The 25,326-nt window shown below is 54.7% G+C and carries 20 protein-coding genes; 12 read left to right on the plus strand and 8 right to left on the minus strand.

Translation table 11 applies throughout. From position 1 onward, the window contains the following. Window positions 1-23 precede the first annotated feature (23 nt). The 4 genes from RAC90_RS04400 to RAC90_RS04415 are packed head-to-tail and all read right to left on the minus strand — an operon-like array spanning window position 24 to window position 3,658. Window positions 24-527, minus strand: coding sequence for an Lrp/AsnC family transcriptional regulator (locus RAC90_RS04400; protein WP_033741252.1), 504 nt, complete (start codon window positions 525-527; stop codon window positions 24-26). 15 nt (window positions 528-542) lie between these two features. Further along, complete coding sequence (locus tag RAC90_RS04405; RefSeq protein ID WP_375124003.1) at window positions 543-1,904, minus strand: aspartate aminotransferase family protein; 1,362 nt, start codon at window positions 1,902-1,904, stop codon at window positions 543-545. Window positions 1,905-1,918: 14 nt separating this feature from the next. Next, the gene (locus RAC90_RS04410; protein WP_375124004.1) at window positions 1,919-2,968 is read right to left on the minus strand and encodes a phosphotransferase; all 1,050 of its coding nucleotides are present in this window, start codon (window positions 2,966-2,968) and stop codon (window positions 1,919-1,921) included. 24 nt (window positions 2,969-2,992) lie between these two features. Beyond that, window positions 2,993-3,658 (minus strand): haloacid dehalogenase type II, encoded by a 666-nt coding sequence (locus RAC90_RS04415; RefSeq protein WP_375124005.1) that lies wholly within the window; start codon window positions 3,656-3,658, stop codon window positions 2,993-2,995. 267 nt (window positions 3,659-3,925) lie between these two features. Here RAC90_RS04415 and RAC90_RS04420 point away from each other — a divergent pair, with 267 nt between their 5' ends. Both RAC90_RS04420 and RAC90_RS04425 read left to right on the plus strand, forming a co-directional pair. Then, the gene (locus tag RAC90_RS04420) at window positions 3,926-4,408 is read left to right on the plus strand and encodes a cold-shock protein (protein ID WP_375124006.1); all 483 of its coding nucleotides are present in this window, start codon (window positions 3,926-3,928) and stop codon (window positions 4,406-4,408) included. 243 nt (window positions 4,409-4,651) lie between these two features. Continuing rightward, complete coding sequence (locus RAC90_RS04425; RefSeq protein WP_054687792.1) at window positions 4,652-5,191, plus strand: DUF2058 domain-containing protein; 540 nt, start codon at window positions 4,652-4,654, stop codon at window positions 5,189-5,191. 76 nt (window positions 5,192-5,267) lie between these two features. On the opposite strand, the gene RAC90_RS04430 is transcribed toward RAC90_RS04425, so the two are convergent. Together RAC90_RS04430 and RAC90_RS04435 are read right to left on the minus strand one after the other, a co-directional pair. Beyond that, entirely contained in the window at window positions 5,268-5,954 is a 687-nt protein-coding gene (locus tag RAC90_RS04430) for an RluA family pseudouridine synthase (protein WP_375124007.1), read from the minus strand. A gap of 118 nt (window positions 5,955-6,072) precedes the next feature. Next, window positions 6,073-6,204, minus strand: a complete 132-nt coding sequence (locus tag RAC90_RS04435) for a hypothetical protein (protein WP_263758101.1) — start codon at window positions 6,202-6,204, stop codon at window positions 6,073-6,075. Between the two features lie 287 nt (window positions 6,205-6,491). On the opposite strand from RAC90_RS04435, the gene RAC90_RS04440 reads away from it, so the two are divergent. The 3 genes from RAC90_RS04440 (at window position 6,492) to RAC90_RS04450 (ending at window position 9,546) form a co-directional block, all read left to right on the plus strand. After that, window positions 6,492-7,166 carry a hypothetical protein gene (locus tag RAC90_RS04440; protein WP_375124057.1) on the plus strand — a complete coding sequence of 225 codons (675 nt, stop codon included), beginning with the start codon at window positions 6,492-6,494 and terminating at the stop codon, window positions 7,164-7,166. A 177-nt stretch (window positions 7,167-7,343) separates the two neighbouring features. Continuing rightward, on the plus strand, window positions 7,344-7,967 hold the full coding sequence (locus RAC90_RS04445; protein ID WP_033741267.1) for a protein phosphatase CheZ: 624 nt from the start codon (window positions 7,344-7,346) through the stop codon (window positions 7,965-7,967). A gap of 511 nt (window positions 7,968-8,478) precedes the next feature. Continuing rightward, entirely contained in the window at window positions 8,479-9,546 is a 1,068-nt protein-coding gene (locus RAC90_RS04450; RefSeq protein WP_033741268.1) for a mechanosensitive ion channel family protein, read from the plus strand. Window positions 9,547-9,863: 317 nt separating this feature from the next. Here RAC90_RS04450 and RAC90_RS04455 read toward each other — a convergent pair whose 3' ends face one another. Then, window positions 9,864-11,408 carry a methyl-accepting chemotaxis protein gene (locus RAC90_RS04455; protein ID WP_375124008.1) on the minus strand — a complete coding sequence of 515 codons (1,545 nt, stop codon included), beginning with the start codon at window positions 11,406-11,408 and terminating at the stop codon, window positions 9,864-9,866. Window positions 11,409-11,693: 285 nt separating this feature from the next. On the opposite strand from RAC90_RS04455, the gene RAC90_RS04460 reads away from it, so the two are divergent. From RAC90_RS04460 to RAC90_RS04480, 5 genes are all read left to right on the plus strand, one after another. Beyond that, window positions 11,694-13,124, plus strand: a complete 1,431-nt coding sequence (locus RAC90_RS04460; RefSeq protein WP_375124058.1) for a purine-cytosine permease family protein — start codon at window positions 11,694-11,696, stop codon at window positions 13,122-13,124. Between the two features lie 585 nt (window positions 13,125-13,709). Continuing rightward, window positions 13,710-15,254, plus strand: coding sequence for a methyl-accepting chemotaxis protein (locus tag RAC90_RS04465; protein ID WP_162285660.1), 1,545 nt, complete (start codon window positions 13,710-13,712; stop codon window positions 15,252-15,254). 1,257 nt (window positions 15,255-16,511) lie between these two features. Next, window positions 16,512-18,167, plus strand: coding sequence for a methyl-accepting chemotaxis protein (locus RAC90_RS04470; RefSeq protein ID WP_375124009.1), 1,656 nt, complete (start codon window positions 16,512-16,514; stop codon window positions 18,165-18,167). Between the two features lie 422 nt (window positions 18,168-18,589). Continuing rightward, window positions 18,590-19,288, plus strand: a complete 699-nt coding sequence (locus tag RAC90_RS04475) for a hypothetical protein (RefSeq protein ID WP_375124010.1) — start codon at window positions 18,590-18,592, stop codon at window positions 19,286-19,288. Between the two features lie 826 nt (window positions 19,289-20,114). Further along, the gene (locus tag RAC90_RS04480) at window positions 20,115-21,371 is read left to right on the plus strand and encodes an MFS transporter (protein WP_375124011.1); all 1,257 of its coding nucleotides are present in this window, start codon (window positions 20,115-20,117) and stop codon (window positions 21,369-21,371) included. A gap of 359 nt (window positions 21,372-21,730) precedes the next feature. On the opposite strand, the gene RAC90_RS04485 is transcribed toward RAC90_RS04480, so the two are convergent. After that, entirely contained in the window at window positions 21,731-22,804 is a 1,074-nt protein-coding gene (locus RAC90_RS04485; protein ID WP_367143072.1) for a LacI family DNA-binding transcriptional regulator, read from the minus strand. A 196-nt stretch (window positions 22,805-23,000) separates the two neighbouring features. Here RAC90_RS04485 and RAC90_RS04490 point away from each other — a divergent pair, with 196 nt between their 5' ends. Both RAC90_RS04490 and RAC90_RS04495 read left to right on the plus strand, forming a co-directional pair. After that, window positions 23,001-24,170, plus strand: coding sequence for a Gfo/Idh/MocA family protein (locus RAC90_RS04490; protein WP_375124012.1), 1,170 nt, complete (start codon window positions 23,001-23,003; stop codon window positions 24,168-24,170). 10 nt (window positions 24,171-24,180) lie between these two features. After that, on the plus strand, window positions 24,181-25,245 hold the full coding sequence (locus RAC90_RS04495; RefSeq protein WP_375124013.1) for a Gfo/Idh/MocA family protein: 1,065 nt from the start codon (window positions 24,181-24,183) through the stop codon (window positions 25,243-25,245). The last annotated feature ends 81 nt before the right edge of the window (window positions 25,246-25,326 follow it).

A 25,326-nucleotide genomic window follows, 5' to 3' on the forward strand; every position in this document is an offset into this window, starting at 1 on the left:
TCCCCGTCAGGCCCGTTACTTGCCTATTCCCAGCTGCAGTTTCCGTTGGCAATTTCGCTCAACGGTTCTTCCCGCCACGGCCAGGGGTGCCTGAGCACCACGCGGCTGGCGAATTTGGCAATGCCGATTTCGTCGTCCAGCAGCCGCGCCATTAAATCCTGAAACCGGTAAAGGTTGGGGGCGATGATTTTCAACAGATAATCGTAGCCGCCGCTGATGTTGTAGCACTCGACAATCTCCCGATACTGACGGGCACCGGTTTCAAACCGCAGGAAATCAGCAGGGTAATGACTCGCCAGGGTGATCTCGGAGAACACCACCAGATTGCAGCCCAGTTTATTCAGTGAAATCCGGGCGGCATAACCGGCAATAATGCCGCTCTGCTCCAGACGGCGGGTTCGCGCCAGACAGGGACTGGGGCTGAGGTTTATTGCCTCAGCCAGTTCGACAATCGAACAGCGCCCCTCGCGTTGCAGATGCTCAAGTATCCGGATATCGGTGCGGTCAGGGAGCCTGGCATGTGACATAGATGGCGTATTCTCTCAGGTTGAATGGCCCATGCGTGCTGCGGTGGCGTCCGTCAACGCCTGGTCGAGCACGTCGATTATTATTTCCGCCTGTTCGGCCGTCAACACCAGAGGAGGACGGATCTTCAATACGTTATGGCCCATGGCGCAGGCACTCAACAATACGCCTTTTTGCCGCATCCGGTTCACCACCTGACTGGTCAGCCAGCGGTCGGCTGCGCGGCTCTGCCGATCAGAAACCAGTTCCACGCCGACAAACAGGCCCGCCCCCCGGACATCGCCGATGGCTTCGTGCCGGTGGCTCAGGCCGCGAATGCCTTCCAGCAGCCTGTTCCCGGTTTCACGCGCATGCGCAATCAGTCCCTCTCGCTCAATGGTATCCAGCACCGCCAGGGCCGCCGCGCAGGAAACAGTATTACCGGCAAAGGTATTGAAGTAGCGGGAGCGCTGCCCAAACTCCGCCAAACCGTCGGCTGTGGCCAGTAAACCGGCAACAGGCTGACCGTTGCCCATGGGTTTGCCCAGCGTCACGATATCCGGTCTGAGTCCGTGACGTTGAAAACCCCACATGTTTTCGCCCGTGCGGCCAAAGCCGGGCTGGACTTCATCGGCGATAAACAGGCCGCCAGCCTGCCGGATGGCGTTCACCGCGCCGTGCAGGAAGCCGGTCGGGCCGGGCAGGATCCCGTCGCTGGTAAAGAGTGAATCCACGATCAACGCGGCAGGCTGAATGCCGTGACGTTGCAGATCGGCAATGGCCATTTCCACATCCTGGGTAAAACGTTCGCTCAGATCGACACCGTCGGCGTGATAGGCGCGCGGGGCAGGGACCAGCCGAACATGCGGCCCCAGATCGACGCTTTTGCCCAGCGAGGGTGAGAACTGTGAGACGGCGTCCGTAATGCCATGATAAGCGGTTTCGGTCACAATAATTCCGGTGCCACCGGTCCGGATTTTGGCAATACGAAAGGCCAGATCGTTGGCTTCACTGCCCGTGCAGGTCAGCATCAGGTGAGCCAGGTGAGTTTCAGGTACCGTCGCCAGCAGGCGCTCGGCCAGGGTCAGAATCGTGTCATGCAAATAGCGCGTGTTGGTGGCCAGCGTTTTGACCTGATTGCAGATGGCGCCCGTCACCGCCGGATGGCAGTGCCCCAGCGAGGTCACGTTGTTATACACATCCAGATAGCGGCGCCCTTCGGGATCGAACAGCCAGGCACCCTCACCGCGCACGATGTGCAGAGGATGTTCATACATCAGGCGATAGGCCGGGCCCAGCAACGCATCGCGGCGGTCAATCATCGCCGCGGTCACCGGATCAATATCGGCCTGTCCGGGGATATAGGCATTAACCATATTCAGGTCGGTGGTGCTTTTCATGGAAGTCTCCCGTATCAGAGTTCGGCCAGCAGGCGATCACGTGCCGTGTCGCGGGTCAGGTCTGCCAGCATCGACAGCGCCTCCCAGGCGGCAGGATTGTGACGCATGATGTAAGCGCGGTTATGTGGATAGCGGGCCGCGCGCCATTCGGTAATCAGGACTGTAATCAGATGACGCGTCGCCATCAGGTCGGTGACAATAGCCTGTTCCAGATCGGTGAGCGGCAGGGTTTTGTGGTAGGCACCGACGAACTGCGCAACTCCTGCGAAGGGATCGTCACAGCCGGTCATCTGAAAGGCCGCAGCAGTGGCCACTTCGCCTACCAGCGGTGCATAGATCATGTCGCCAAAGTCAATGATGCCGGTGAGACGCTCCTGTGCATCTGGCGCAACCAGCACGTTATACAGGTGATAATCGTTATGGATCACCTGCGCCCGCAGCGAGTCAAGACGCGGCAATACCTGGGTGCTGAAGCGCATCATAAATTTTTCTGCGAGGCGACGCCGTGCCGGATCGATGACTGCCTCCAGTTTGTCCATCAGGCGATGCGCGGCGGAAACATTCCACAGCAGATCGTGGCGGGCGGCCGGATGTGAAAAACCCTGCAACGCCAAATCCAGCCGGCCCAGACAGCACGCCATGGCCCGACGCTGTGCGGGGGTAGGTTGGGTATCCCTGACCTGAGTGCCCTCCAGCCAACTCAGCATACGAATCAGCGTGGTGCTCCCTGCTGGTAACGTGACAACGTCACATTCCTTGCCCGCTGATGTGCGCACGACGCGCGGTGTGGGCAGATCCGGTGCCACCTCGGCGATATGCTCAAGCGCGGCGATCTGGAAATCGACAATCGCCTTCGCTTCGGCGGGATTACTGATTTTCAGGACAAAACGCGTACCGGTCCGGGTTTCAATGAAGCAGTTCTGGTCGCGTTCGCTTGCCAGGGGCTGCACAACGGTATCCATCATACCGTACCGCTCTGCCACTAACGCCTGTACGGCAGATAACGACAGCGCAGGCGCGGCGGTATTCAGGGCGACAGCCTGATGTGTCTCAGTTTCAGACATGATGTTTCCCTGCCGTTGAGGAGATCACAGGCCCAGCAGGCCGGGTAGCTGGCGGAAGTCGGTCAGGCGGTTCACACCGTAACCGTCAATGGTCGGCTCATGACCGCGATCGATAAACGCCCTGGCCATAAAGCCCAGATCGTACGCTGTCATCAGGTCATAACGAAAACTGGATGAACAGTGCATCATCTGTTCGGGGCCGCAGCCCAGTTGGTCGAACATATACTCAAAGATCCGGGCACGCGGCTTGTAGGCCTGGGCTTCTTCGGCGGTGTACACCGCATGAAAGGGCGCGCCGAGACGGGTAACGCTGTGCGGGATCAGGTCGATCATGGAATTGGATAAAATCACTAACGGAATATGCTGTGCTATCGTCGTCAGCGTCTCAACCACATGCGGATGAGGTTGCCAGCTGGCCACGGCAGCATAAAGCGTCTGCGCATCGCTTTCCTGATAGGCGACGCCATGGGCATGACAGGCGCGCTGAAGCGCATTTTCAATCACCTGGTAAAATGGTTTCCAGGCACCCAGCACCTCATCAAGCCGGTAGAAACGAAAATGCGCCAGGAAAGTCGCCATGTGCGCTTCGCTGACCCGATCGGCATAAATGCCCTTTGCCGTTGGGCCCATTTCGAAATTGATTAGCGTGCCATAGCAATCAAAGCTGATAAATTTTGGCCTGAAAATCATTTGCTTAACCTCTTTCATGTGGATGAAAGAAGTATATCGCGCGACACAAACACATAATTTCTTATTACCGCGACAAAGAAGGGGTTTTTGCTCAATTGTGGCCGCTTTACGGCATCGGGCCAGGTGGTGTGGAAGATCCTCACTGACGGGGCAGGCTGAAACGGCGGGACCGGACGTAATGATGCCCAAAAACGTAGTGCGTACGGGCATTGTGTTTTACACTGCGCGCTGCAAAAATTAAGGTGATAAACGATTAAACAGGCGACAATGGCGATGAACGGTACAATTACTACCTGGTTTCATGATAAAGGCTTTGGTTTTATTAAAGATGAAAACGGCGATAACCGTTATTTTCATGTCATCAAAGTTGCCAATCCTGACCTGATTAAAAAAGATGCCTCGGTCACGTTCGAACCTACGACGAATAATAAAGGGCTGTCAGCGTTTGCGGTGAAAGTCCTGCCGGAAAGTAAATACATTTATATTGCGGGTGAGCGCATCAAACTCACCGCGATTAAGTCTTACGTTGTTTTCAGTGAAGACGTCCCGGCGGATGCAGGGATTGATAAAGAAAACACGGTGCTGTCGGTGGGAATACTGATGAATAATATCCGGCCCAAATCAGCGCAAAAGACGAAAGCGATGCGCACCCTGAAAAAACTGGCGATCACGACCTTTCAGGGCGCAACCTTAATCTTCACGGAAGATGAGATTGATATTGACGCTACCGTCAAAATGCTCAAAGTCTGATGCCCGATAACGCCGCTGGCCCGCTGGGACGACGGCCTGGCCGACAAGGCGATGCCCACGGAGCGAGGTCATGCGCCGCCAGCAGCCCATCCGGCAGCGCGGTTATGACGATGTACCGCCTGCCACGCGCCGCAGATCCGCACCTGACCTCGCGCTTTCCGCCTGTCTGCCGACGCAAAAAGGCGGGGCGGTAACGCTTCAGGCTCACTTCTACACCCTAATTTCACCGATGCAGAGACGACAATGACAAAACTCACTCTTCAGGAGCAGTTATTAAAGGCGGGACTGGTAACCAGTAAAAAAATGGACAAGGTCCAGAGAACCGCGAAAAAATCACGCGTGCAGGCGCGCGAAGCGCGAGAAGCCGTAGAAGAAAACAAAAAAGCGCAGATCGAGCGGGACAGGCAGCTCAGCGAAAAGCGTAAACAAGCGGTGCTGGCGAAAGAGTATAAAGCGCAGGTGAAGCAGTTAATTGAAATGAACAGAATCGTCGTGGCAAAAGGTGAGATCGGTTTTAACTTCACGGATAATAACCTGATTAAAAAAATCATGGTCGATAAACCTGTGCAGACCCAACTGATTAACGGTCGCCTGGCCATCGCCCGTCTGATGGCAGAAAACAGCGACGAGCCGCACTACGCGATTATTCCGGCCAGCGTCGCGGATAAGATCGCGCAGCGCGATCCCGACAGCATTGTCTTAAACAGCGCACTCAGTCAGGACGCGCAGGAAGAGGACGATCCTTATGCCGATTTCAAAGTGCCAGACGATTTGATGTGGTAATCCACGCGACATCAGCCGCTTCAGAGCGCCTCCGCCTGGTCGCGGGGGCGCAGAATAACCGCGTGGCGTTTTACCCCTAAAACGGACTGTCATGACGGGCCTGAATCGCGTCTCCGCTGACAGGATGGGTAAAATGCAGCTCGCTGGCATGCAGCATCAGTCTGGGTGCCCGTGCGCTGTGCGGCGGCAGACCGCCATACCACTCACAGCCTAAAATAGGGTGCCCCAGGTACTGACAGTGAATACGCAGCTGGTGAGTGCGGCCGGTTTCAGGACTTAACTGCACCCGCGTGACCGGCAGAGACGGCCCGTCATCTGGGACATACGTAAAACGCGCCAACACCTGATAGCGCGAGCGCGCTGGTTTGCCGGTGCGTGCGCAAATCGCCATCAACGGAAACTGCTTCGCAATCGGCGCATCCACTCTTCCCTCATCATGTTCAACGTGGCCGCAAAGTAGCGCGGTGTAAACTTTGCTGACGCTTCGCTGACTGAACTGCGCGCACAGGGCGGCATTGATCGCCTTATTACGGGCAATGACCATCAGCCCGGAGGTGCCGAAATCCAGCCGGTGAACCAGGGTACAACCGGGAAAGCGCGCTGCCAGCCGGAAATGGACCGAGTCCTGATTTTTCGGGTGCCTGCCGGACAGGCTCAGCAGCCCGCTGGGTTTGTTAATCAGCAGCAGGTGCGCGTCCTCATAGAGGATCGCGATCGCCTCATGGCAGGGCGGCGCAATAAAATCGTCGAACAGGGCAGACATCAGGCAGCCTCAAAGGGAAGCGGGCGCGGATAGTAACCCATTTTCCACCCGTAGGCGAATCACGCCAGGCGCAGGACAAGCCCGCGCACGCTGCGTTAGTTAATGCCGGTCACAGCGGCTAACGGCTAATAGCCAGCGCGGTGATCGCTGGCGTGCTTACCGGCAGGCCGAACGTCATCAGTTCACTGCGGGGATCTGACCAGATCAGCACGGTTGCGGGCACCGCGCCAGTAAGCTCCGGGCGTGACACGCTGTTCACCGCCTTGTTGCAGGCGGGAACAGACATCACGACAGGGCGCGACAGACCAGGCGCATCCTGCCAGATAACCGGGCCCGCGCCACAACAGGCTGCATTATCTTTCCGTCTTTCCCTGGCGCTGGCAGCGACACAGCCGGTTACGGGGCGTCAAAAAAGGTTAATAAAAAATACCTAAAGGTTTTTCATGAATACCCGTTATAGATAAATGCAGTGTGATCATTATAACCGCATAAAAAATAACGATTTAGGGCGACTGAATAAAGGGAATGGCATTCATGATGAACAAAATTATCGTTACGGGCACGCTGGCTTTACTCTTTCTGACGGGATGTGCGGAGAATAAAAATACGCATTTGATCAAGGCGGAGAACGGCAGTTCACTAACCGTCAACACGATTTTCGCACCTACCGATATGAATAATAATACCTACGCGGATGTTAAACTGCGCCAGGTCACGCCGGCCCGAGCCGGGACAGGAATGGGAATAGCGGTACTGAGTGCCGTGCTGGGGAGCGGCATCAGCACGGGTTCATTTGATAAGAATAACTACAAGGGCAGTGATATTGACAGCATGCCGGAACCCACCGCCGCGTATTTCACGCCCAAAGCCGACGTCAAAATCCAGCAATGGCTGAATAAAAATGGCGGGGGTTATGCTTACACACAACCCTTGTTCATTGCTGCCTCAAAATGGTCGCTGGTGTACACCGATATGTCGTCCGGCAACAGTAACTACGATTTAACGTATCGGGTCCTGTTTTATAAACGTCCGGAAGGCGGCACGATCCTGAGTCCCTATGTGGTTGCGGAATGTGAACCCGCGCATGTCACCGCACCGCTGAATGACTGGACGGCCAACCATTACGCCAAAGTCACGCAGGTGACGCAAAAGATGATGGATGCCTGCCTGCTGGAGCTGGATAATCAACTGCCACGCTTACTGAAAAAATAGTGAGCAGTACGGCCTGTTTTAACCGGCAGGCCGTGCAACAAGCGCCTCAGTCTCCGCTGTAAATCCGCCTCCCAACGTCCTTTATCCGCTGCGCCATAAAGATAATGACCACAGCAATTAATTTTCAGGCCGCGCCTGCCGATAATCTAATCACAACTCTGAACGGAGGGCGTTTCGATGTCTGAACTTAAACTGTCTTTATCTGCGGATGATACGCGCACACTGATCATTCGTGCAGGTTTTATGCTGCGTAATTTACGTAACAGCCTACGTGAACTGGGCTACGATCAAACCCTGTCCGAGGTCGCGGGCGGGATCCCGGATGCCCGCGCGCGTCTGGGCTATGTGGTGACCATGACCGAAAATGCGGCCAGTGAGGTACTGGGCTGCGTGGAGCTGACACAGCCTGCGCAGACAACGCTACAGGATACGGCGGAAAGTCTGCTGGCGCGCTGGAACAGCACGGCTATCACACCGGAAAACGAGGGCGCGGCACGGGCGCTGGCGGAAGAAACGCGCACATGGCTTGGCACAGTGCCGCAGTTAACCGGTTTCACCCGTCAGCAACTTCAGGCGGTGATGATGGCTCAGGGTTTCCAGGACCTGACGGGCCAGATTATCCAGCGCATGACGAAAATGCTGAACGAGCTGGAAGTCCACCTGGTTCAGGTGCTGAGGGATAACGTGCCCGCACAGCCTGTGGCCAAAGTGGCCAGTCCACCGGCTGCTGCACAGCCATCAGAGAGCCCGTCAGCCTCGCAGGATGACGTGGACGATTTGCTCGCCAGCCTGGGACTCTAAGGCTGGACTCGCTCTCTTTAAGACCCATCTCTTCCGGCATACTAAAGGGTTGCCTGCGCCATTCGTCAGGCAGGGGGGCGACCTCTCAGCGATACCGCCCACCGGCGCCTTTTCCGCAACACCGACGGCACAGCGGGACAGTTTTCTTCTCCCGTTTTGCCAGCCGCACCGCGCATCCTGGCGCGGTACTGTCAACGGCGGCAGTCGCGTATGCCTGCCTGGCCGTCGGCTGTCAGGGCTTGCGCTGACATAAACATCCCCACACAGAACGGCGATCCGCTGCTTCGCGAAAGAATAAAAATGCTATAAATAACAGTTAATTGCATTCGGCTGTCTCGGGCCATATGCATGCTGGCAGGGCTTTTTTACCGACAGGTCAGTCAATTGTTAAAAAATTTCATAAACTAATGTGCGCAATGACTTCATTCGTAGATAACCGGGAACACAACGGTTACTGATTTTAGTGACTTATCCGACAACTCAGGTTGCTGACGGACTATAAGGGGAAATGATGCCATTACTTATTGGGGAGTTATCGGGTGCGCCAACATGGATACCTGCTGTATTGCTCGTCACGCTTTCATTTATCGTGGGCTTTCTGGCCCGGTTTATTTTTCTCAGGTTCATCCGCTTCTGGCAGAACCGGGACCGAAAACTGTTCAAATCACTGGAAAAGCACCTGCGCGGTTCGCTGTTTCTGTTTATCCCCTTGGTGTTGATCAATATCGGCATTAACTACATCGATCTGCGTCCTGAAACCGTGGCGTTTATCACCTCCACCGCCAATATCTTTATCATTTTATCGATTTGTTCCATTTTGATTCGGTTGACCAATGTGGCGCAGGATATGCTTTTCATTCGCTACGATATCAATCTGTCGAACAATCTGCGTGCCCGTAAGATTCGCACGCAGTTAATTTATGTGAAAAAAGTGGCCATCGTGATCCTGGTCTCGCTGAGTCTGTCGATGATCTTGCTCAGCTTTCCCGGCGTGCGTAAATTCGGCACGACCATCCTGGCCGGTGCGGGCGTCGCAGGCATCATCATCGGTTTTGCGCTGCAAAAGTCGCTGGTTAACCTGTTTGCCGGTATTCAGATTGCCTTTACCCAGCCGATCAAAATTGATGACGCTGTTGTGGTGGAAAAAGAGTGGGGCTGGATAGAGGAGATCAATCTGACGTATGTGGTCGTGCGTATCTGGGATCTCCGTCGGCTGGTGCTGCCGATTACCTATTTCACGGAAAACGCCTTCCAGAACTGGACGCGCAACAACGCGCAAATCCTGGGCTCGGTGTTTCTGTATGTGGATTACTCCCTGCCGCTTGAGCCGCTGCGTCAGCATTTCGAGAAAGTGCTCAGTGAAACCAAACTCTGGGATCAGCAAACCCAGGTGCTACAGGTCACCGACACCTCTGAAAAAACCATGACAATCAGATTATTAATGACGGCACAAAATTCGCCCACCGCCTGGGATTTGCGCTGCTACGTGCGGGAAAAAATGATCGAATTTATTCAGCAGAACTACCCGCAGAGCCTGCCGCATGTCAGGGCAACGCTGACTGAGACGGACTCGCGCTGACGCCAGGGGTTCTCACGTCTGTATTGAGGCAGGAGGCTGGCTCACCCGTGTGGGGCAAACGGGCGTGGGGCAAGGAAAGTGTGGCGTTAAGCCACAGGCGGGCGCGACGTCTGGACTGCATTGACACGCCGGTCTCAGGGACGGTCAGAGGCACCGCTGCGTGCGGGGCGGTGGCGTTCCTGGCGGACAGCGTGATTGAGCAAGATAACTGCCGCTGTCGACAGTCCGCCAGGGACAGGCTTTGTCATGACGACGCCCGCCTGTCCCTGGTGGTTTGTGCCGAATTTATTGCTCTCTGGCGGCGGTTGCCGCCTTTTTTACACCTGGAATGCCGCGACCATGCCGCGCAGCGCATGCGCCTGTTCCGACAGTGAGCGTGACGCCGAAGACGATTCTTCAACCAGTGCTGCATTGTTCTGCGTCACGCCATCCATCTGGCTCACCGCGATACTGACCTGCGAAATGCCCTGCATCTGCTCGGAGGAGGCCAGAGAGATATTATCCATGGCGTCAGCCAGTTCGCCGACCATTCCAACGATTTTCAGGATGCTCTGCCCGGTTGAGGAGGCAACCGTCACGCCGCTTTCCACCTGTTCAACGGCCTGTTCTATCAGCGTTTTAATGTCACGTGCTGCCGTAGCGCTGCGCTGGGCCAGCGTGCGCACTTCGCCCGCGACCACGGCGAAACCGCGTCCTTCCTCGCCGGCACGGGCCGCCTCAACAGCCGCGTTCAGGGCCAGGATATTGGTCTGAAAGGCAATGCTTTCGATCACGGCGGTGATGTCGCGCACTTTAGTGGCGCTGACCGAAATGTCATGCATGGTGTGCGTCATGCGCTGCACGTCAGATTCGCCTGTGCGGGCAAGCTGTGCGGTTTCACGTGCCGAATCCGCCGTCTGCTGTGCACCGGCCGTATTGCTTTTCACCGTGGCCGTCAGCTGCTCCATGCTGGCGGCCGTTTCCTGCAAAGCCGCCGCCTGCTGTTCGGTACGTGAGGACAGCTCGGTATTGCCCTGCGCGATTTCATCGGCAGCCAGCGCAACGGAGGCCGAAGCCTCTTTAATCTGGGAAACCAGTGCACGTAGCCTGGCTTGCATGACGTCAAGGGAGGCCAGCAGGCTGGTGGTGTCCTTGCGGCGCAGTGACACGGTGGCGGTCAGATCACCGGCTGCGATGGAGGCAGCCAGCGCCTGCGCCTGTGCCGGTTCACCGCCCAGCTGGCGCATCAGCACGCTGATAGTGACCGCACAGGCACCGACCGCGACAATCACGGAAGCGGTGGCCAGTAGCATCAGAATCAGCGAGGCGCGGGCAGTAGAATGGCTGTTTTGTTGCACAGCAGCCTGGCTGTTTTTCTCCTGAATCTCTGTCATATCGCGCAGAGCATTCAGTAATTTAGTCTGAACAGGGCGCACGTCCTTTAACAGATAGTCCGTGGTTTCTTTATCAAGATTGGCCAGCCCGAGCCTGGTTGCCTGATCCAGGGCGGCAAATGTTGGTCCTTCGCTGTCGGTAATTCTTTTGAAAGCCTCGCGACCCGCCTGCGTAGAATCGGTTGCCAGGATAGCGCCGAGCGCCTGACGGTTAGCAATAAAGAGCGCTTTCTGTTTCTGAATCCGCGTGACTTCAGGCTGCATCGCCTCGGTGTCGCTGAGCAGCGCGATATTCCTGACGGCAATGCCCATATCTCTGACTTCACCGTACATGGATTGCGCTAACTGGTACTTTTTCATCTTGATGTTGACGGTATCGTCCATGCCTTCACGGGCATGATGCAGGGCCTGTTGGGCAATCCCGGTGCACAGGATGAACAAAAGAATAAGCAGGCCAAAACCTGCAATAAGGCGTGTGGATATTTTCATTATTGTCTCATTATGTAGGTTAATTTTGCTGTGTTTACGTTCGTAGCAAAAAAGACATTACTTTTACGGCTACGTTTAAATCGTATCAGAAATAAGCAGTTTTGCTTTTTCGTGCGCACATTTTGCCGAACGGACCTCATCACATTTTCCAATGACGCATGGCCTTGTCACTTCAGCGTGAGCATGACACTATCCTTGCTTGTCTATACATGTACTGTCACCCTGCGTTGGCGTCCGCCGGACGTAAACAGCAACGCACCCCATACACTGCCCAGTGAGGAAATGATGCCAGCCGAAACATCTGCAGCAGGTTATTCAGGCGTTGAGAAACCGCGCCTCTCTGAAAGCCGTTCCATTGATTACATCCCACTGCGGGAGCGACATGGTCATCCTTTTAGCCAGTTCACACTGTGGTTTGGCGGAAATCTGCAAATCACCGCGATAGTTACGGGTGCGCTGGCGGTGGTGTTGGGGGGCGATGTGGTCTGGTCACTGGTGGGATTACTGGTCGGACAGATCCTGGGCGCAGGTATCATGTCATTACATGCGGTTCAGGGGCCGCGCCTGGGTTTACCGCAAATGATCACCAGCCGCATGCAGTTCGGCGTCTATGGGGCAGTCATTCCGCTGCTGCTGGTATGCATGATGTACGTCGGTTTTTCGGCCAGCGGTACCGTGCTGGCCGGCCAGGCGCTGGCTAAGCTGGTGCATGTCAGCAATGCGACGGGCATGATCCTGTTTAGCGCGATAATCATCGTCATTGCGGTGCTGGGTTACCGGGTGATCCATCAGCTTGGCAAACTGGCCAGCATTGTTGGTGTACTGGCTTTTGCTTATCTGTTTATCACATTGGTGGTAACGCATGACTTAACGCCTGTCTGGCAGAATCAGCACTTCACGCTGGCTCATTTCCTGTTGGCGGTGTCGCTCTCCTCCTCATGGCAGATCGCATTTTGCCCTTATGTCTCCGACTATTCGCGCTATTTGCCTGCGAATGTCTCCGCGAAAACGTTGTTCTGGTCAGTGTTTTTCGGCACCGTAACGGGGACGCAGGCGTCCATGACGCTGGGTGTGATTGTCGCGGCGCTGGCCGGAAAGGCGTTTGCGGGCAATGAGGTTGGCTATATTGTCAGCCTGGGCAGTACGCCCACGATGGCGATGGTGATCTATTTCGCTATCTGCTTCGGCAAAATCACGTTCACCACCCTGAACGCTTACGGCAGTTTTATGGCACTGACCACTATTGTCTCGGGTTTCCGCCAGCAATCCGCAATGGGTCGGGGTGCACGCATTCTGTTTGTGGTCCTGATGGTCAGTGTGGCCTGTGTGATTGCATTGCTGAGTGAACCTGCTTTTCTGAAAACGTTCACCCATTTTATGCTGTTTTTACTGGCGTTTTTCGTGCCATGGAGCGCGATTAGCCTGATCGATTTTTATGTGATCACCCAGGGCAAAGTGGATATTCCTGCGCTGTCACAGCCAGACGGACGTTATGGCCGCTGGAACAGGGTGGGGATTACCGTTTATGTTCTGGGTGTGCTGGTACAACTGCCGTTTATCGACAATCCACTTCACCATGGTTCACTCACCTGGCTGTTTGCCGGTAACGATGTGTCGTGGTGTATTGGCTGGTGCATCACGGCACTGCTGTGGTGGATGGCCCGCCGCTGGGATCGCCGGGGCACACCCGTCCATTCAGTCTCCCCGGCAGAATAGCCGTTGCCATGCTTTCTGGCGGCAGGTAAGACGGGTTAACGGGGGAATGGAAAAGCGTTTTACGGCATCTTCCCCGTCTGAACAACGGACAACATCGCGTCACAGGCATTTCCGAAAGGGACCCGATGAATCATCCTGACCGTGTCGATGCTCATCGCAAACCGGGCACAGAACCGCCTCCGCCCGTACAGAATTCATGAGGTTACGTCTGGCCTTCGGGCGTTGCCGTCAACGTAACACACTGCTGTTCACAGAAGCTGGAGATCGCATTCGAACAGCATGATCCCCCTGTGTCGGGAGGTGTCTGATACGCCGCGTTTTATCGTGACATGTTTACTAACAATATTCTGAAAAAAGAGTTTTCGCCCTCCCAGCCGCGCTATGCGCGACTTTGCCGTATTGGCTTTGCTTTCTGTCCCCTCTGTCCCACCCGAATTCCATTTTGTCATCTATATAGATTTCCCTGTCAGCCGTTACTGACAGGTGAAGGAAACACACATTTTCATTTGCAGAGATCTTTCCGGCAAATGTATTCAGCAAAACCGGACTACACACAGCAGTAGCAACATTATCGGGGAAAACACCATGAAAATTGCCACACGTCTCGCTGCAGGCTTCAGTCTGCTCATCCTGCTTTTTGTGCTCTGCACAGGCATTGCGCTTCACGCACTCTGGCAGGCACGGGACGACATGGATAATGCCGTCAACAATAAAATGTATCGGTACAATCTGATCCAGGATATGCGCAGTGCTGCCCGGGATATGTCCGTTGCGGTAAGAAATATTGCCTTACTGAGCGATGCAAAAGAGAAGCAAACCGAGTGGGAGCGGGTGCAGAACCAGAAAGCGAACTACCTGGCGAAACGCGAAAAACTGGTCAGCAGCATGTCGCAGAATGTATCAGCCGAAGGGAAAAATGCCCTGGAGAACCTGCTCGCTAAAGATGACCAGGCGCTGAACCTGATCACCATGGCAGGCCAGAAGGCGATGCAAAGCGACCAGGCGGCCACAATTGATTACCTGCTGAAAACGGTACGGCCGGTACAGCGGAAAATGCTGGACGCCCTGGATCGGCTTTCCGAGATTCAGATGGAGGTGAGTCAAAAAACGGTTTCTGATGCCAGAGAGTCAGCGTCACGTACGGCCAGTCTGATGGCGATAATGGTCTTTTTGTCTCTGGTTGTTGCTGTGATGGCCTGCGTTATCATTATCCGTACGCTGATGCGCCAGCTGGGCGGCGAACCGGCGCAGGCACAGGCGCTGGCAGCATCGATTGCGTCCGGAAATTTAACGTCACCTGTCACACTTCGTCGCAACGACACGACCAGCCTGCTGGCTTCCCTTCATGTCATGCAGGCCAACCTGCGCAACATGGTCGCGAATATCCGGGATACGTCGAACGCTGTCGCGTTAGCCGCCGATGAAATTTCTAAGGGGAATGCCGAGCTTTCTTCCCGCACCGAACAGCAGGCGGCAGCTTTACAGGAAACGGCCGCCAGCATGGAGCAGCTGACGGCCACGGTGAAAAGCAACACCAGCGGCGCACGGCAGACCGCCGAATCTGCCCGCGAAACCGCCCGTCTTGCCCGAGGCGGCGAAGAGGATGTGCAGCGGATGGTCGATACCATGCAGGACATATCCATGAGCGCAACGAAAGTGCGTGATATTACGACCGTCATTGAAGGCATCGCTTTCCAGACCAATATTCTGGCGCTCAATGCTGCGGTTGAAGCGGCACGCGCAGGCGAAGAGGGCCGGGGATTTGCGGTAGTGGCCGGTGAAGTCAGAACGCTTGCGCAGCGCAGCGCTACGGCTGCGCGCGATATCAAACTGCTGATTGAAGAGGCGGTAGGTCAGGTAGAAAACGGCACCACGGTGGCGTCTACGACCGGACAGAGCATTGTCAACATTGTGGGGAGGGTGAACGAGCTGGCTGAGGCTATGGATAATATTTCTCTGGCTTCCTCTGAGCAAATGCAGGGCATTTCGCAGGTCAGCATCGCGGTGAGCCAGATGGATGGCGTAACGCAGAACAATGCAGCCCTGGTCGAGGAGTCATCATCTGCCTCCCATTCGTTGTCAGAACAGGCGCATGCGCTGCGTAACATGGTGGAGGCATTTCAGGTCTGACAGATCACCGCCCGCCGGGCTATCCGGGCGCGCGGTGCAGTAACCGGATGAACCCTGTTATCTGACGCAACGTCATGAATGTTGAGGGGGATATTCTCACTGTCTCAGCTTACAGCGAGTCACTATCAGCATGACACGGGTGACTAACAGGATGCGCCTGGCTGCGAAAATCAACGCCCGGTGAGGCGCAGCCCCTGTCAGGGCTTTCTGATGCGCGCTGACCGGCTGATGGCGAAAGCCGCCTGTGAGACACTTTTCTGTTAACGTAAATATGTCCCGCGCCTGCGTCGTAAAAAAATAACCTCATGTTCACGATGCCGTTTAAAAAAGCAGACAGCAGCAAAGCGTTTATATGGCTGCAATGACACAGCATTGCAGAAAAGAGAAAAATGATATAAGGCTATTAAAATAGTGTGGCGCTTATTTAGTTTTGCGAAAAAAATAACATCTGATTACATCTCTTATGGTATTCCCTACAGTAATAATGCGGCGCTCAACTACACTTCCTGCGCTGCGCTATACAGTGTCGGCCTAAAGGTGGCAGTTTATTGATTGGTGTTAGCCCGGCATGCCGGGCTTTTTTTATGGCTATAAGTAATGAGTTATCGCTTAAGGATAAATTAAAAATAGGGTTTTATGCGTTGCCGGTTCATCACTGTACAGGCATTCAGCGTGGCTGATGACGTGAAATGTTCCCGTATTGAAAACGACAGGGTAACGGTTTAATGGCACGTGTCGCAACGCGATTTTGCCATAATTTTTTGTTTTAACAGTATTTTTATGGCGTTTTCGTGTAGTGAGGCTGGCTGTCGCATCAGAAAGCAGCAGGACGCCGCTCTGCAATGTGAGGACGCGATGCAGGATTCCCCCCCTTACAGAACAGCGCTCCCGCGTAAAGAAAAAATATTTAAATATGTCATTTAAAATACTGCTTTAATTTTCTTGATGGTTTTCCCTTTTAACAGGAAAAGTGAATGATAAAGGCGGGGGCTTAACGTCAGGCACAGAAAAAGGGGTGTTATTACGTTTTAAATGCGCGGCATTAAATTTTTAGAAAACAGCGTTGCAAAAATAACTGAGGCCTTTAAGTGAGTTGTTTTTTCAGGAGGGAGGTATGTATAAATGGCGTGTAAACAGAGCGGGAACTCCGTTTGATTATTTTTTTATGGCGCCGATATTTTATTTGACTGTCTGTATGTCGCCTCTTTTCTGAATCATATCAGACGTATTTCTTTTCTCTTTTACCAGGTAAAAACAATGACTATAACTCAGCGTCTTTTGTTCACGTTTTCGCTGCTTTCCTCAGCGCTGGTCGCTATGGTTGTCGTATCTGTCAGCGTGTCGCAAGGGTTTCAGACCCGCTTCAAATACGTTAACGAAAATACGGTCCCGTCAATCACCGGTATTTCAAAGATGATTGAAGGCAGTAATGCCGTCATCATCGCCCTTTATCATCATCAGAGCGTGACTGACCTGGCCAGGCAGGCTGTCATCGAAAAAGAAGTCAACGACACAATCAAACATATTCGTGCGCTTAATCAGCACTACCTTGCAGAGGACACGTCCAACGAGCAAGACAGGCAAATGACGGAAAAGGCGTTTACTATGATTAATAAAATAGAACGCGACCTGCCGGCCTTTCTGGCCGCCTCACGTGCTCAGAATGATGCTGTGTCTCTGGGAATGTTGCAGGGGACAACAGGGATTGGCGCCGAAGCCCGACAGCTCATTGCGAATTATCAGCAGCAACTTCAGCTCAATACCGATCTCGCCAATGCGCTCAGCAGAGAAAACGACAGAACCTATCATCATACGCTGTTAACCCTGATAACCGGCTCAGCCGCCGCTATTTTGCTGCTGGGGTTCTTTACCGTTAAGACAATTTTAGCCATTCGCCGCCAGCTGAATGCCATGCGCCTGACGATGGAGCAGGCCAGCGAAAACCTCGATCTCACTCTCAAAGCAGATGACACACGCTCTGATGAAATCGGCCTGACGGCAAAAGCGTTTAACCATCTGATTCAGACTGTGTCGCTGTCACTGAACGCAGTAGAAAGTGCCGCGCAGTCTGTCAGTACAGCGTCATCGCAAATGTCAGCGGGTAACGAGGATTTATCGGCAAGGACTGAAGAGCAGGCGGCATCACTTGAGCAAACGGCTGCCAGTATGTCAGAGCTGAGTGAAACGGTGCGTCAGACGGCAGAAAATACCCGACTGGCCAGCCAGTTAGCGAAAAATGCGCGTGAGATTTCAGAAGACAGCGCAGATCGGGTGAAAACAATGCTGACGACGATGGGCGATATACGCGAAAGCTCGGCCAAAATTACCGACATTATTTCTCTCATTGAGGGGATTGCCTTTCAGACCAATATCCTTGCCCTGAATGCGGCGGTCGAAGCCGCACGGGCAGGCGAGCAGGGCCGTGGTTTTGCGGTCGTGGCTGGCGAGGTGCGCAACCTGGCGCAGCGTTCGTCATCATCAGCCCGCGAGATTAAAGCGCTGATTGAATCGTCAATGGGCTTTGTGGAAGCCGGTGCGGTACAGGCTGAAGGGGTGGGTACAAATATGCACAAAATGAACGATGCCGTCCGGCAGGTTACCGATTTGGTCGATGAAATCTCTGTCGCCGCCCAGGAACAGTCTCAGGGAATTAGCCAGGTCCATCTGGCCGTCAATCAAATGGATGATGTGACGCAGCAAAATGCGGCCCTGGTGGAAGAAGCATCCTCTGCGTCGCGTTCATTAATGGAGCAGGCCTCAGCATTAAACCGCCTGGTTGCCACGTTTGTTATCCAGCGTGCAGGACCTGACGCGCTTAAGGAAGTGAAAAGCGCGATAGCTCCGCCCGCCATGACGCGCCCTGTCAGCAATATTATTCCCGCTGCAGCGGAGACCAACTGGCAGAGTTTTTGAAAATCAACACAAACGCCTGTGCTGCTGAAAACGGGCGCAGGCTCTGAACGGGCAAGGGTCACCACAGATTCTCCGTGGTGACCTTGCGGTTCTTACAGAACGTGATCCTTGCAAAAAATCCCTGCCGGAGTAAGTTGAAATCCGCCTGACGTGTCACGTCACCGAGGCACGCCACGACCGGGTGTGCGATGACAGAAACATGCAGGCTGTTCGCCGCTTCAGGCGGGAAACCCGGGAGGCAGAGCTCAATTCGTCATGCAGAAACCCAACCCTGAAGATGTGGCAGAGGCGTAAAATAAAGGTGCAGGCAGGCGCGATGGGTTCCGGCGCTTCACCGCACGGAATGGCGGACGAAGGGGCGCGCGCGCTTCCTCAAGGAGCCCCTTCAATGCCGAACCTTAATTCTATACAGTCAGGTCACTATGAAACCATCACTGAGCAGATATGCGTTGGCCGTCTTTGCGAGTGCGGCTTTTCTCTTCCCGTCCCTGCCGGCTGTCGCCAGCCCGGTTCCGGCTGGCAACGTCCAGTCCGTGCCGCCGCAGGATGCGCCCTGTTGCGGCGCGCTCACGCCCAACGCGCAAAAGATTCTTGCCGTGCTTGACCATGCGGACGTGGAGCATTTATGGCTGAATCATCATCACGTCAACTGGGAAACGGGCAAGCCTGACAGACCGGATACCTATTCTGGTCCCGGTAATCATACGCACTGCAGCGCGTTTGCGGCGGCGGTAGGCGCACGCCTGGGCGTCTATATGCTCAGGCCGCCTCAGCACAGCCAGATTTTCCTGGCGAGCGCACAAACACGCTGGTTTGACAGTAGTGAAGGGCGTCAGTCAGGCTGGATCAGGGTCAGCGATGCGTGGCACGCTCAGCAGCTGGCGAATAAAGGCATGCTGGTGGTGGTCGCCTATGAAAGCCCCGATCAGCACAGACCGGGTCATATCGCGGTTGTCAGGCCGTCACGTATCTCGCTGGCAAGATTACGCGCTGACGGCCCGGATATCACCCAGGCAGGCAGCCGAAATATGACGATCGGTCACGCCGCTGACACCTTTTCAGGCCATCGGGGCGCCTGGCCTGATGGGGTTAAATTCTTTGCACATGCACTACCGCAATAAGGGTATTCGGGGCGCGCTTAGCGCCTTGTTATCACCAGCCTGAGGGGTGCCATATTATGCTAAACAGGGTCCGTTATTTCCGGTCTGAAAACACAAGCACGTGGTGAAACAGCCAGCCTGTAGCGCTGTTCGCTTCATGCAACCTGTTAAAGCTTTCTGCTGGCAGCAACACCTGGTGCGTGCAGACCTGTCTCCCCGCTGTATGACGACCTGTAAGCCGTTCCCTGTTATCTGGTGTAACCGGCCTTATCACCTGAACGACGGCGATCCCGGCTTCTTCCCGGAGCACATAATCCCTGCTATTCACAATCGAGCGGGTCTTTGTCGGGTAACCACTGACAAAACAGTGTCTGATTTCAGGCAGCGTCCGGGCCTGCATGATGTACGGATAAAAAAACGGCTATCTCTGCGCGGCGTCCCTTTTAGTAAGGAAACAGTTAAAAACCGCTGCGTTAGGAGAAAAAATGGCCGCCTTACATTGATGGGATGGCGAACTTTAAAGAGTGGGTAAAACCCATCCTGCGCATTCAGGCTGACGTGAGAATCAGGCGTAATTTTCCAACGATGCGCAATATCGCCTTGTTTCTCGCCTGCGCCCCTGGCGGTCTTGGTGTTTGTTTCAGGATTAACGCCTGACGTTATAAATCACTAACAGGCTTTTCATTACATTATCCTGTGGCGAGGGTTGAATACGTCATAAGCCTGTGAATCAAAGAGTTAGCGTGATTTTATATTGCATCGTGTCAGGAATACTTATATTACTAATTGACAAGCCGTGCGCTTCTCTGACGCTTCAGTGTGCAACAGACCCATCATAAGGTGACGTATGACAACAAAGCCCGCCGCTGAAATCAGGGTAGAGCCCGGTGTATTTAAGACGTTAAAAACCTTTCCGGCGACAGTTCACGCGCTGCTCATTTTTACCCTGATTATTCGGTTCAGCTATTTTATGGCCTGGCCATTTATCGCAATGATCATGACACAGAACTACCACATGTCGCCTGTTGCCATCGGTTGCGCGATGACCAGTAGTGCGCTGGTATCCGTGGGGCTGGGCATGTATGGCGGCCAGATTTCGGACAGGTTAGGACGACGGATTATTCTGCTGATGGGCTGTGGATTTTCGGCAGTCGGCTATATCCTTCTGGCGCAGGCGACGGGAGTCGGTCTGTTTATTACCGGCCTGATGATTATCGGCGTTTGCTTTGCGTGGGTCGATCCGCCTTTGCGTGCGTTAATGAGTGATTTACTAGGCGAACGTCGCCGCCGCGCACTGGCTTTGCAAGTGCGCTACTACCTGGTCAACGTCGCTGCGGTGTTGGGCCCCCTGGTGGGCATTGCTTTTGGCCTGACGTCTCAGAAAGGCACATTTCTGATAACCGGCCTGAGCTATTTCCCTTTTTTTATCTACGTGCTCCTGTTTATCCCGGCGGGTAAACCGGTGAACACGCCGCCGGCCGACAAGGTTTCCGCTGTTAGACTTCACCAGGTTATGGGAATTATTATCAGAGATAAAATTTTTGTGGCCGGGCTTTTGTGCAGCACATTGTGCAGTATCGTTTTTATTCATTTTGAAGCGGTACTGCCCCAGTACCTTCTGTTACTGAACAGCGACGCGGCTGTAAAGCTGGTGACGTTAATACTGGTCACGAATGCCTCGACCGTGCTGGTATTTCAAACCTTTCTGGTCCGCATTATGGCGAGGGTGCATTTACCTCAGCGAATTCTGTTGGGTGCAGTGATTTTCTTTTTCTCACAGCTGTGTTTTTTCTCCCTGCGAACAGCGGATAGTTGGCTTTGGCTGTCTGTCACCGTGTTGTTTAGTGCAGGCGAAGCGATTCTGATGCCGAACCTGAATATTTTACTCGACCAGTTGGCACCTGCAGAACATCGAGGTGCCTACCTGGGCGCCTCAACATTGTCAACGCTCGGTATTGCTGCCGGGCCGCTACTGGGTGGTGTGATGCTGGCCATGACCGGGCCGGGCGTATTTATATGCACGGCCATGCTGAGCCTCCTGCTCTGCGCCATTATTTATGTCAACAGGCAACGTATGCTGGCACGTTTGCAGGCGAAATCGTGAAGGCACCTGTATAGCGCAAACGGGAGGCGGTCACGGCAACTGACATGCGCAGCAACGAACCAGAAGACCGGGTCAGGCGTGATAACTGTCCGTCGGGGAGGTCAGTATGCCGAACCGGCAATAGCGTCGGCAGGGCAGGTCTACGATGCAAACCGGTTTACAAAGCACGATGAGGTGAAGAGGGGAGCCTGTATTCAGCCATGTGGGCAGGAAAGGCAGGCTGTTTTGCACAGTTTGCCTTGTGGGCTCGGTGAGAATTCACGCCTATTGTGCTCGTGTCAGCCGGCTAATCACAAATGCTAGCGTTGAGCGGGGCCTGCAACAGATGACTTGCCTGCTGCAAACCCGCATCCCTCTGTTCAGGCCGGTTTCTGATCGTCCCGTATTTCCTCCCGCGCCGCATGGCGAGTGGCATTGGCGACCGTGCCGTGGTCGATCAGTTTTGCCTGCAACAGCAGATTATACACGGGCGCATGGGGCCGGTTCAGACGGTTCTGCAGAAGCTGGATGGCTTCGTAGCCCAGCTCCCGACACGGGACGGCAAAGCCTGTCACCGGCCTGCCGGCCGCGCCCGCCAGCTGACTTGCCAGATCGGTCGTCATCAGTGAGATATCTTCGGGAATACGCAAGGAACGTGCCGCCAGCACAGTCTGAACGCCGGTAATAATCCCTTTGCCCACCGGCACTATCACATCGGGCCACTCCTCACGCGGATGTTCGTCCAGCCAGCCATTCAGGGCGGCTTCGGTTTCATGCTCAGAATAGGCTTCAACCACAATCAGGTCCTTCTGCGCGCTAAAAGGCAGGTGAAAATGGCGGTACGCGTCTTTAATTCCCTCCAGCCGCAGAAACAGCGTTTCACGGCGCAGACAGGTGACGGTCAAAACCCGGCGGTGCCCTTGCTCAAACAGGTGCTGCATGGCGCTGAACCCAATCGCATGGTGATCGGGGGAGACCGCATCCAGTTTCATGTCTTTATCGCGGGAATTTATCAGGACGCAGGGTTTATTCAGCGAGGCTGCCAGGCTGAATATCGCCTGATCGTCGGTGCCGATGATGATGATCGCATCGTTGCTTTTTGCGCCCGCCTTCTCCAGAAACAGTTTCACATCGGCACGCTGTTCCTCCAGTGGGCAGTAACTGATGTGCACATCATGGCTGGCACAGGCTTCGGCAATCCCGCGCGTCACTTCCAGATAGAAGTGATCGCCGCGCGGCGCAAAGGTCCGGGCGGGCGCAAAGACCACCAGACCGTTAATTAACAGGCGGCTGCTGACCATGTCGTGCAACACACCCAGTTGACGTGCACAGCGCACAATCGCATTACGGGCTTTTTCACTGGTATAAGCCTTGCCGCTCAGTACGCGCGAAACGGTACTGACAGAGTACCCGGTTTTTGCCGAAATTTCGTCCATCCTGAGCTTGCCCGCCATAGTGTGATCCCCGTCCCAATCAATTTTTGCAATTTTTTGCAGCCGTAGTGGCTTGATAGTAATGCGGTTTTACATGCTGTTCACAAACTACCTTGCCGCTCTGCGAACATTCTCACAAAAACAGTTTGTCCCACGACAGCCGCTTTTCTATGTTCCTCGCAAAGACAACAGCGACGGTCAAAGACGGAGAAGTGGCATGTTAAAAATTGCGATAGTAGGTATGGGTAATATTGCCAATTTACATATTCAGGCGTTTTTGCAGTTTCCCGAACGCGGCAAAATTGTGGCGGTAGTGGATGTGTACCCGGACAAAGCCCGCGATAAATTGCAGCGTTACGGCCTGAAGGATGTACGCGTGTACAGCGATCATCTCGCCATGCTGGCGGATGGCGCAGATATCGATGTGGTGGATGTCTGCACGCCGCCTTATGTGCACGCCGAGAATACGATAGCGGCGCTACAGGCAGGCAAACATGTGCTGTGCGAGAAGCCGATGGCGGCATCGCTTGAAGAGTGCGATGCCATGATCGCGGCGCAAAAGGCCAGCGGCAAAGTGCTCTCCGTGGTGGCGCAGAACCGCTTTACCGATGCCTTCTGGCGGTTAAAAGCGGCCGTGGATTCCGGCCTGGCAGGAAAGATTTGTCACGCCCAGGTTGATTCATTGTGGTGGCGCGGTCATGCCTACTACGACTTGTGGTGGCGCGGGACATGGGAAAAAGAAGGTGGGGGCTGCACGCTCAATCATGCTGTGCACCACATCGATGCGCTGCAATGGATGCTCGGCGCACCGAAGGACGTGGTCGCCATGATGAGCAATGTCGCCCATGACAATGCGGAGGTCGAAGATCTCAGTGCCGCGATTTTCCGTTACCCGAACGGCACGCTGGCACAGCTGACGGCCTCGGTGGTGCATCACGGTGAAGATCAAAAAATCATCTTACAGGGCGAGAAAGCGCGGCTCTCTGCGCCCTGGCAAGCCGTGGCTTATCAGGCGGCGGAAAACGGCTTTCCGGAACAGGATCATGACATCGCGCTGGAAAACGAACTGGACCAGCTTTATGCGCAGATCCCGCCCTTGACATGGACACTGCATGCCGGTCAGGTGGATGACTTTTTCTCGGCCATTGAGCAGCAGCGTGCGCCGCTGGTAGACGGTGAGCAGGGCAAGCAATCCCTGGCGTTAATCACCGCCATCTACAAGTCGGCTATAACCCATACCACCGTCACGCTGCCGATTGCCAGCAACGACACCTTCTACCGTACCGGTGGCCTGATTGCCAGCGCACCGCACTTTTATGAAAAACAGGCCTCCGTGGAAAATTTCGCGGATGAGGATGCGATCCCGTTAGGCAAAAACTTTGCGTGAGGACAACACCATGAATCAAAAGGATGGCATGAACTACGCGCCGAAAGGCAAACCCCAGCCGGTTGTAAACCCAGGCGAGTTTATTATCGCTGCCGCCGGGCTGGATCATGGGCATATCTATGCGATGTGCAATGGCCTGACTGAAGCCGGGGCGACGCTGAAATGGGTTTATGACCGGGATGCGACCAAAGTCGACAGGTTCCTGCAACAGTTTCCGCAGGCTCAGGCGGCGGATTGCCTGGACACGATCCTCGCTGACACACAGGTGCGGCTGGTGGCAGGGGCGGCCATTCCCTCGGAACGCTGTGCGCTGGGACTGAAAGTCATGGCGGCCGGGAAAGATTACTTCACCGATAAAGCCCCACTCACCAGCCTGGAACAGCTGGACGATGCCAAAGCCATGTGCGCCAGAACCGGCCGCAAATATGCGGTGTACTACAGCGAGCGTCTGCACGTTGAGAGCGCGGTTTTCGCGGGACAGTTAGTGGAACAGGGCGCGATTGGACGGGTGGTGCAAACGCTGGGCACGGGCCCGCATCGCGAAGGAACCGGCCGTCCGGACTGGTTCTATCAACGTCGCTACTTTGGCGGCATTTTGTGCGATATCGGCAGCCACCAGATCGAGCAGTTTCTCTATTACACCGGCAATAGTCAGGCCCGTGTGGTTGCCAGTCAGGTGCGCAATTTTCACCATCCGCACCATCCGCAGTTTGAAGATTTCGGCGAGGCGATGCTGGCAGGGGAAAATGGCGCAACCGGCTATTTTCGCTGTGACTGGTTCACCCCGGAAGGCTTATCGACCTGGGGCGACGGGCGAATGACGCTGCTCGGAACCGACGGTTACATCGAAATTCGCAAGTATACCGATCTCACGCGTGACGAGCAGGATGTGGTTTACCTGGTGAATCAGGACGGTGAGTTTCGCTACAGCGTGGCGGGCACGGTGGGTTTCCCGTTCTTTGGCCAGTTGATCACCGACTGTCTGCATCGCACAGAGCACGCCATGACGCAGGAACATGCGTTTAAAGCGGCTGAACTGTGTATCAAAGCCCAAATGTTAGCTAACGCGGTGTAGTCAGCCCGCACGCCCATTCTTTTCCAATTCTGTTGATAACAGCGACGGCAGGCACTGGCTTGCCGTTATAAAACACCGACC

The organism is Pantoea sp. CS_6 (assembly GCF_041954745.1).
Lineage (GTDB): Bacteria > Pseudomonadota > Gammaproteobacteria > Enterobacterales > Enterobacteriaceae > Pantoea > Pantoea stewartii.

Excerpts from the sequence above, each read along its gene's own strand:
- RAC90_RS04400 (WP_033741252.1), bottom strand. The coding sequence starts at position 527 with ATGTCACATGCCAGGCTCCCTGACCGCACCGATATCCGGATACTTGAG.
- RAC90_RS04405 (WP_375124003.1), bottom strand. The coding sequence starts at position 1,904 with ATGAAAAGCACCACCGACCTGAATATGGTTAATGCCTATATCCCCGGA.
- RAC90_RS04410 (WP_375124004.1), bottom strand. The coding sequence starts at position 2,968 with ATGTCTGAAACTGAGACACATCAGGCTGTCGCCCTGAATACCGCCGCG.
- RAC90_RS04415 (WP_375124005.1), bottom strand. The coding sequence starts at position 3,658 with ATGATTTTCAGGCCAAAATTTATCAGCTTTGATTGCTATGGCACGCTA.
- RAC90_RS04420 (WP_375124006.1), top strand. The coding sequence starts at position 3,926 with ATGGCGATGAACGGTACAATTACTACCTGGTTTCATGATAAAGGCTTT.
- RAC90_RS04425 (WP_054687792.1), top strand. The coding sequence starts at position 4,652 with ATGACAAAACTCACTCTTCAGGAGCAGTTATTAAAGGCGGGACTGGTA.
- RAC90_RS04430 (WP_375124007.1), bottom strand. The coding sequence starts at position 5,954 with ATGTCTGCCCTGTTCGACGATTTTATTGCGCCGCCCTGCCATGAGGCG.
- RAC90_RS04440 (WP_375124057.1), top strand. The coding sequence starts at position 6,492 with ATGAACAAAATTATCGTTACGGGCACGCTGGCTTTACTCTTTCTGACG.
- RAC90_RS04445 (WP_033741267.1), top strand. The coding sequence starts at position 7,344 with ATGTCTGAACTTAAACTGTCTTTATCTGCGGATGATACGCGCACACTG.
- RAC90_RS04450 (WP_033741268.1), top strand. The coding sequence starts at position 8,479 with ATGCCATTACTTATTGGGGAGTTATCGGGTGCGCCAACATGGATACCT.
- RAC90_RS04455 (WP_375124008.1), bottom strand. The coding sequence starts at position 11,408 with ATGAAAATATCCACACGCCTTATTGCAGGTTTTGGCCTGCTTATTCTT.
- RAC90_RS04460 (WP_375124058.1), top strand. The coding sequence starts at position 11,694 with ATGCCAGCCGAAACATCTGCAGCAGGTTATTCAGGCGTTGAGAAACCG.
- RAC90_RS04465 (WP_162285660.1), top strand. The coding sequence starts at position 13,710 with ATGAAAATTGCCACACGTCTCGCTGCAGGCTTCAGTCTGCTCATCCTG.
- RAC90_RS04470 (WP_375124009.1), top strand. The coding sequence starts at position 16,512 with ATGACTATAACTCAGCGTCTTTTGTTCACGTTTTCGCTGCTTTCCTCA.
- RAC90_RS04475 (WP_375124010.1), top strand. The coding sequence starts at position 18,590 with ATGAAACCATCACTGAGCAGATATGCGTTGGCCGTCTTTGCGAGTGCG.
- RAC90_RS04480 (WP_375124011.1), top strand. The coding sequence starts at position 20,115 with ATGACAACAAAGCCCGCCGCTGAAATCAGGGTAGAGCCCGGTGTATTT.
- RAC90_RS04485 (WP_367143072.1), bottom strand. The coding sequence starts at position 22,804 with ATGGCGGGCAAGCTCAGGATGGACGAAATTTCGGCAAAAACCGGGTAC.
- RAC90_RS04490 (WP_375124012.1), top strand. The coding sequence starts at position 23,001 with ATGTTAAAAATTGCGATAGTAGGTATGGGTAATATTGCCAATTTACAT.
- RAC90_RS04495 (WP_375124013.1), top strand. The coding sequence starts at position 24,181 with ATGAATCAAAAGGATGGCATGAACTACGCGCCGAAAGGCAAACCCCAG.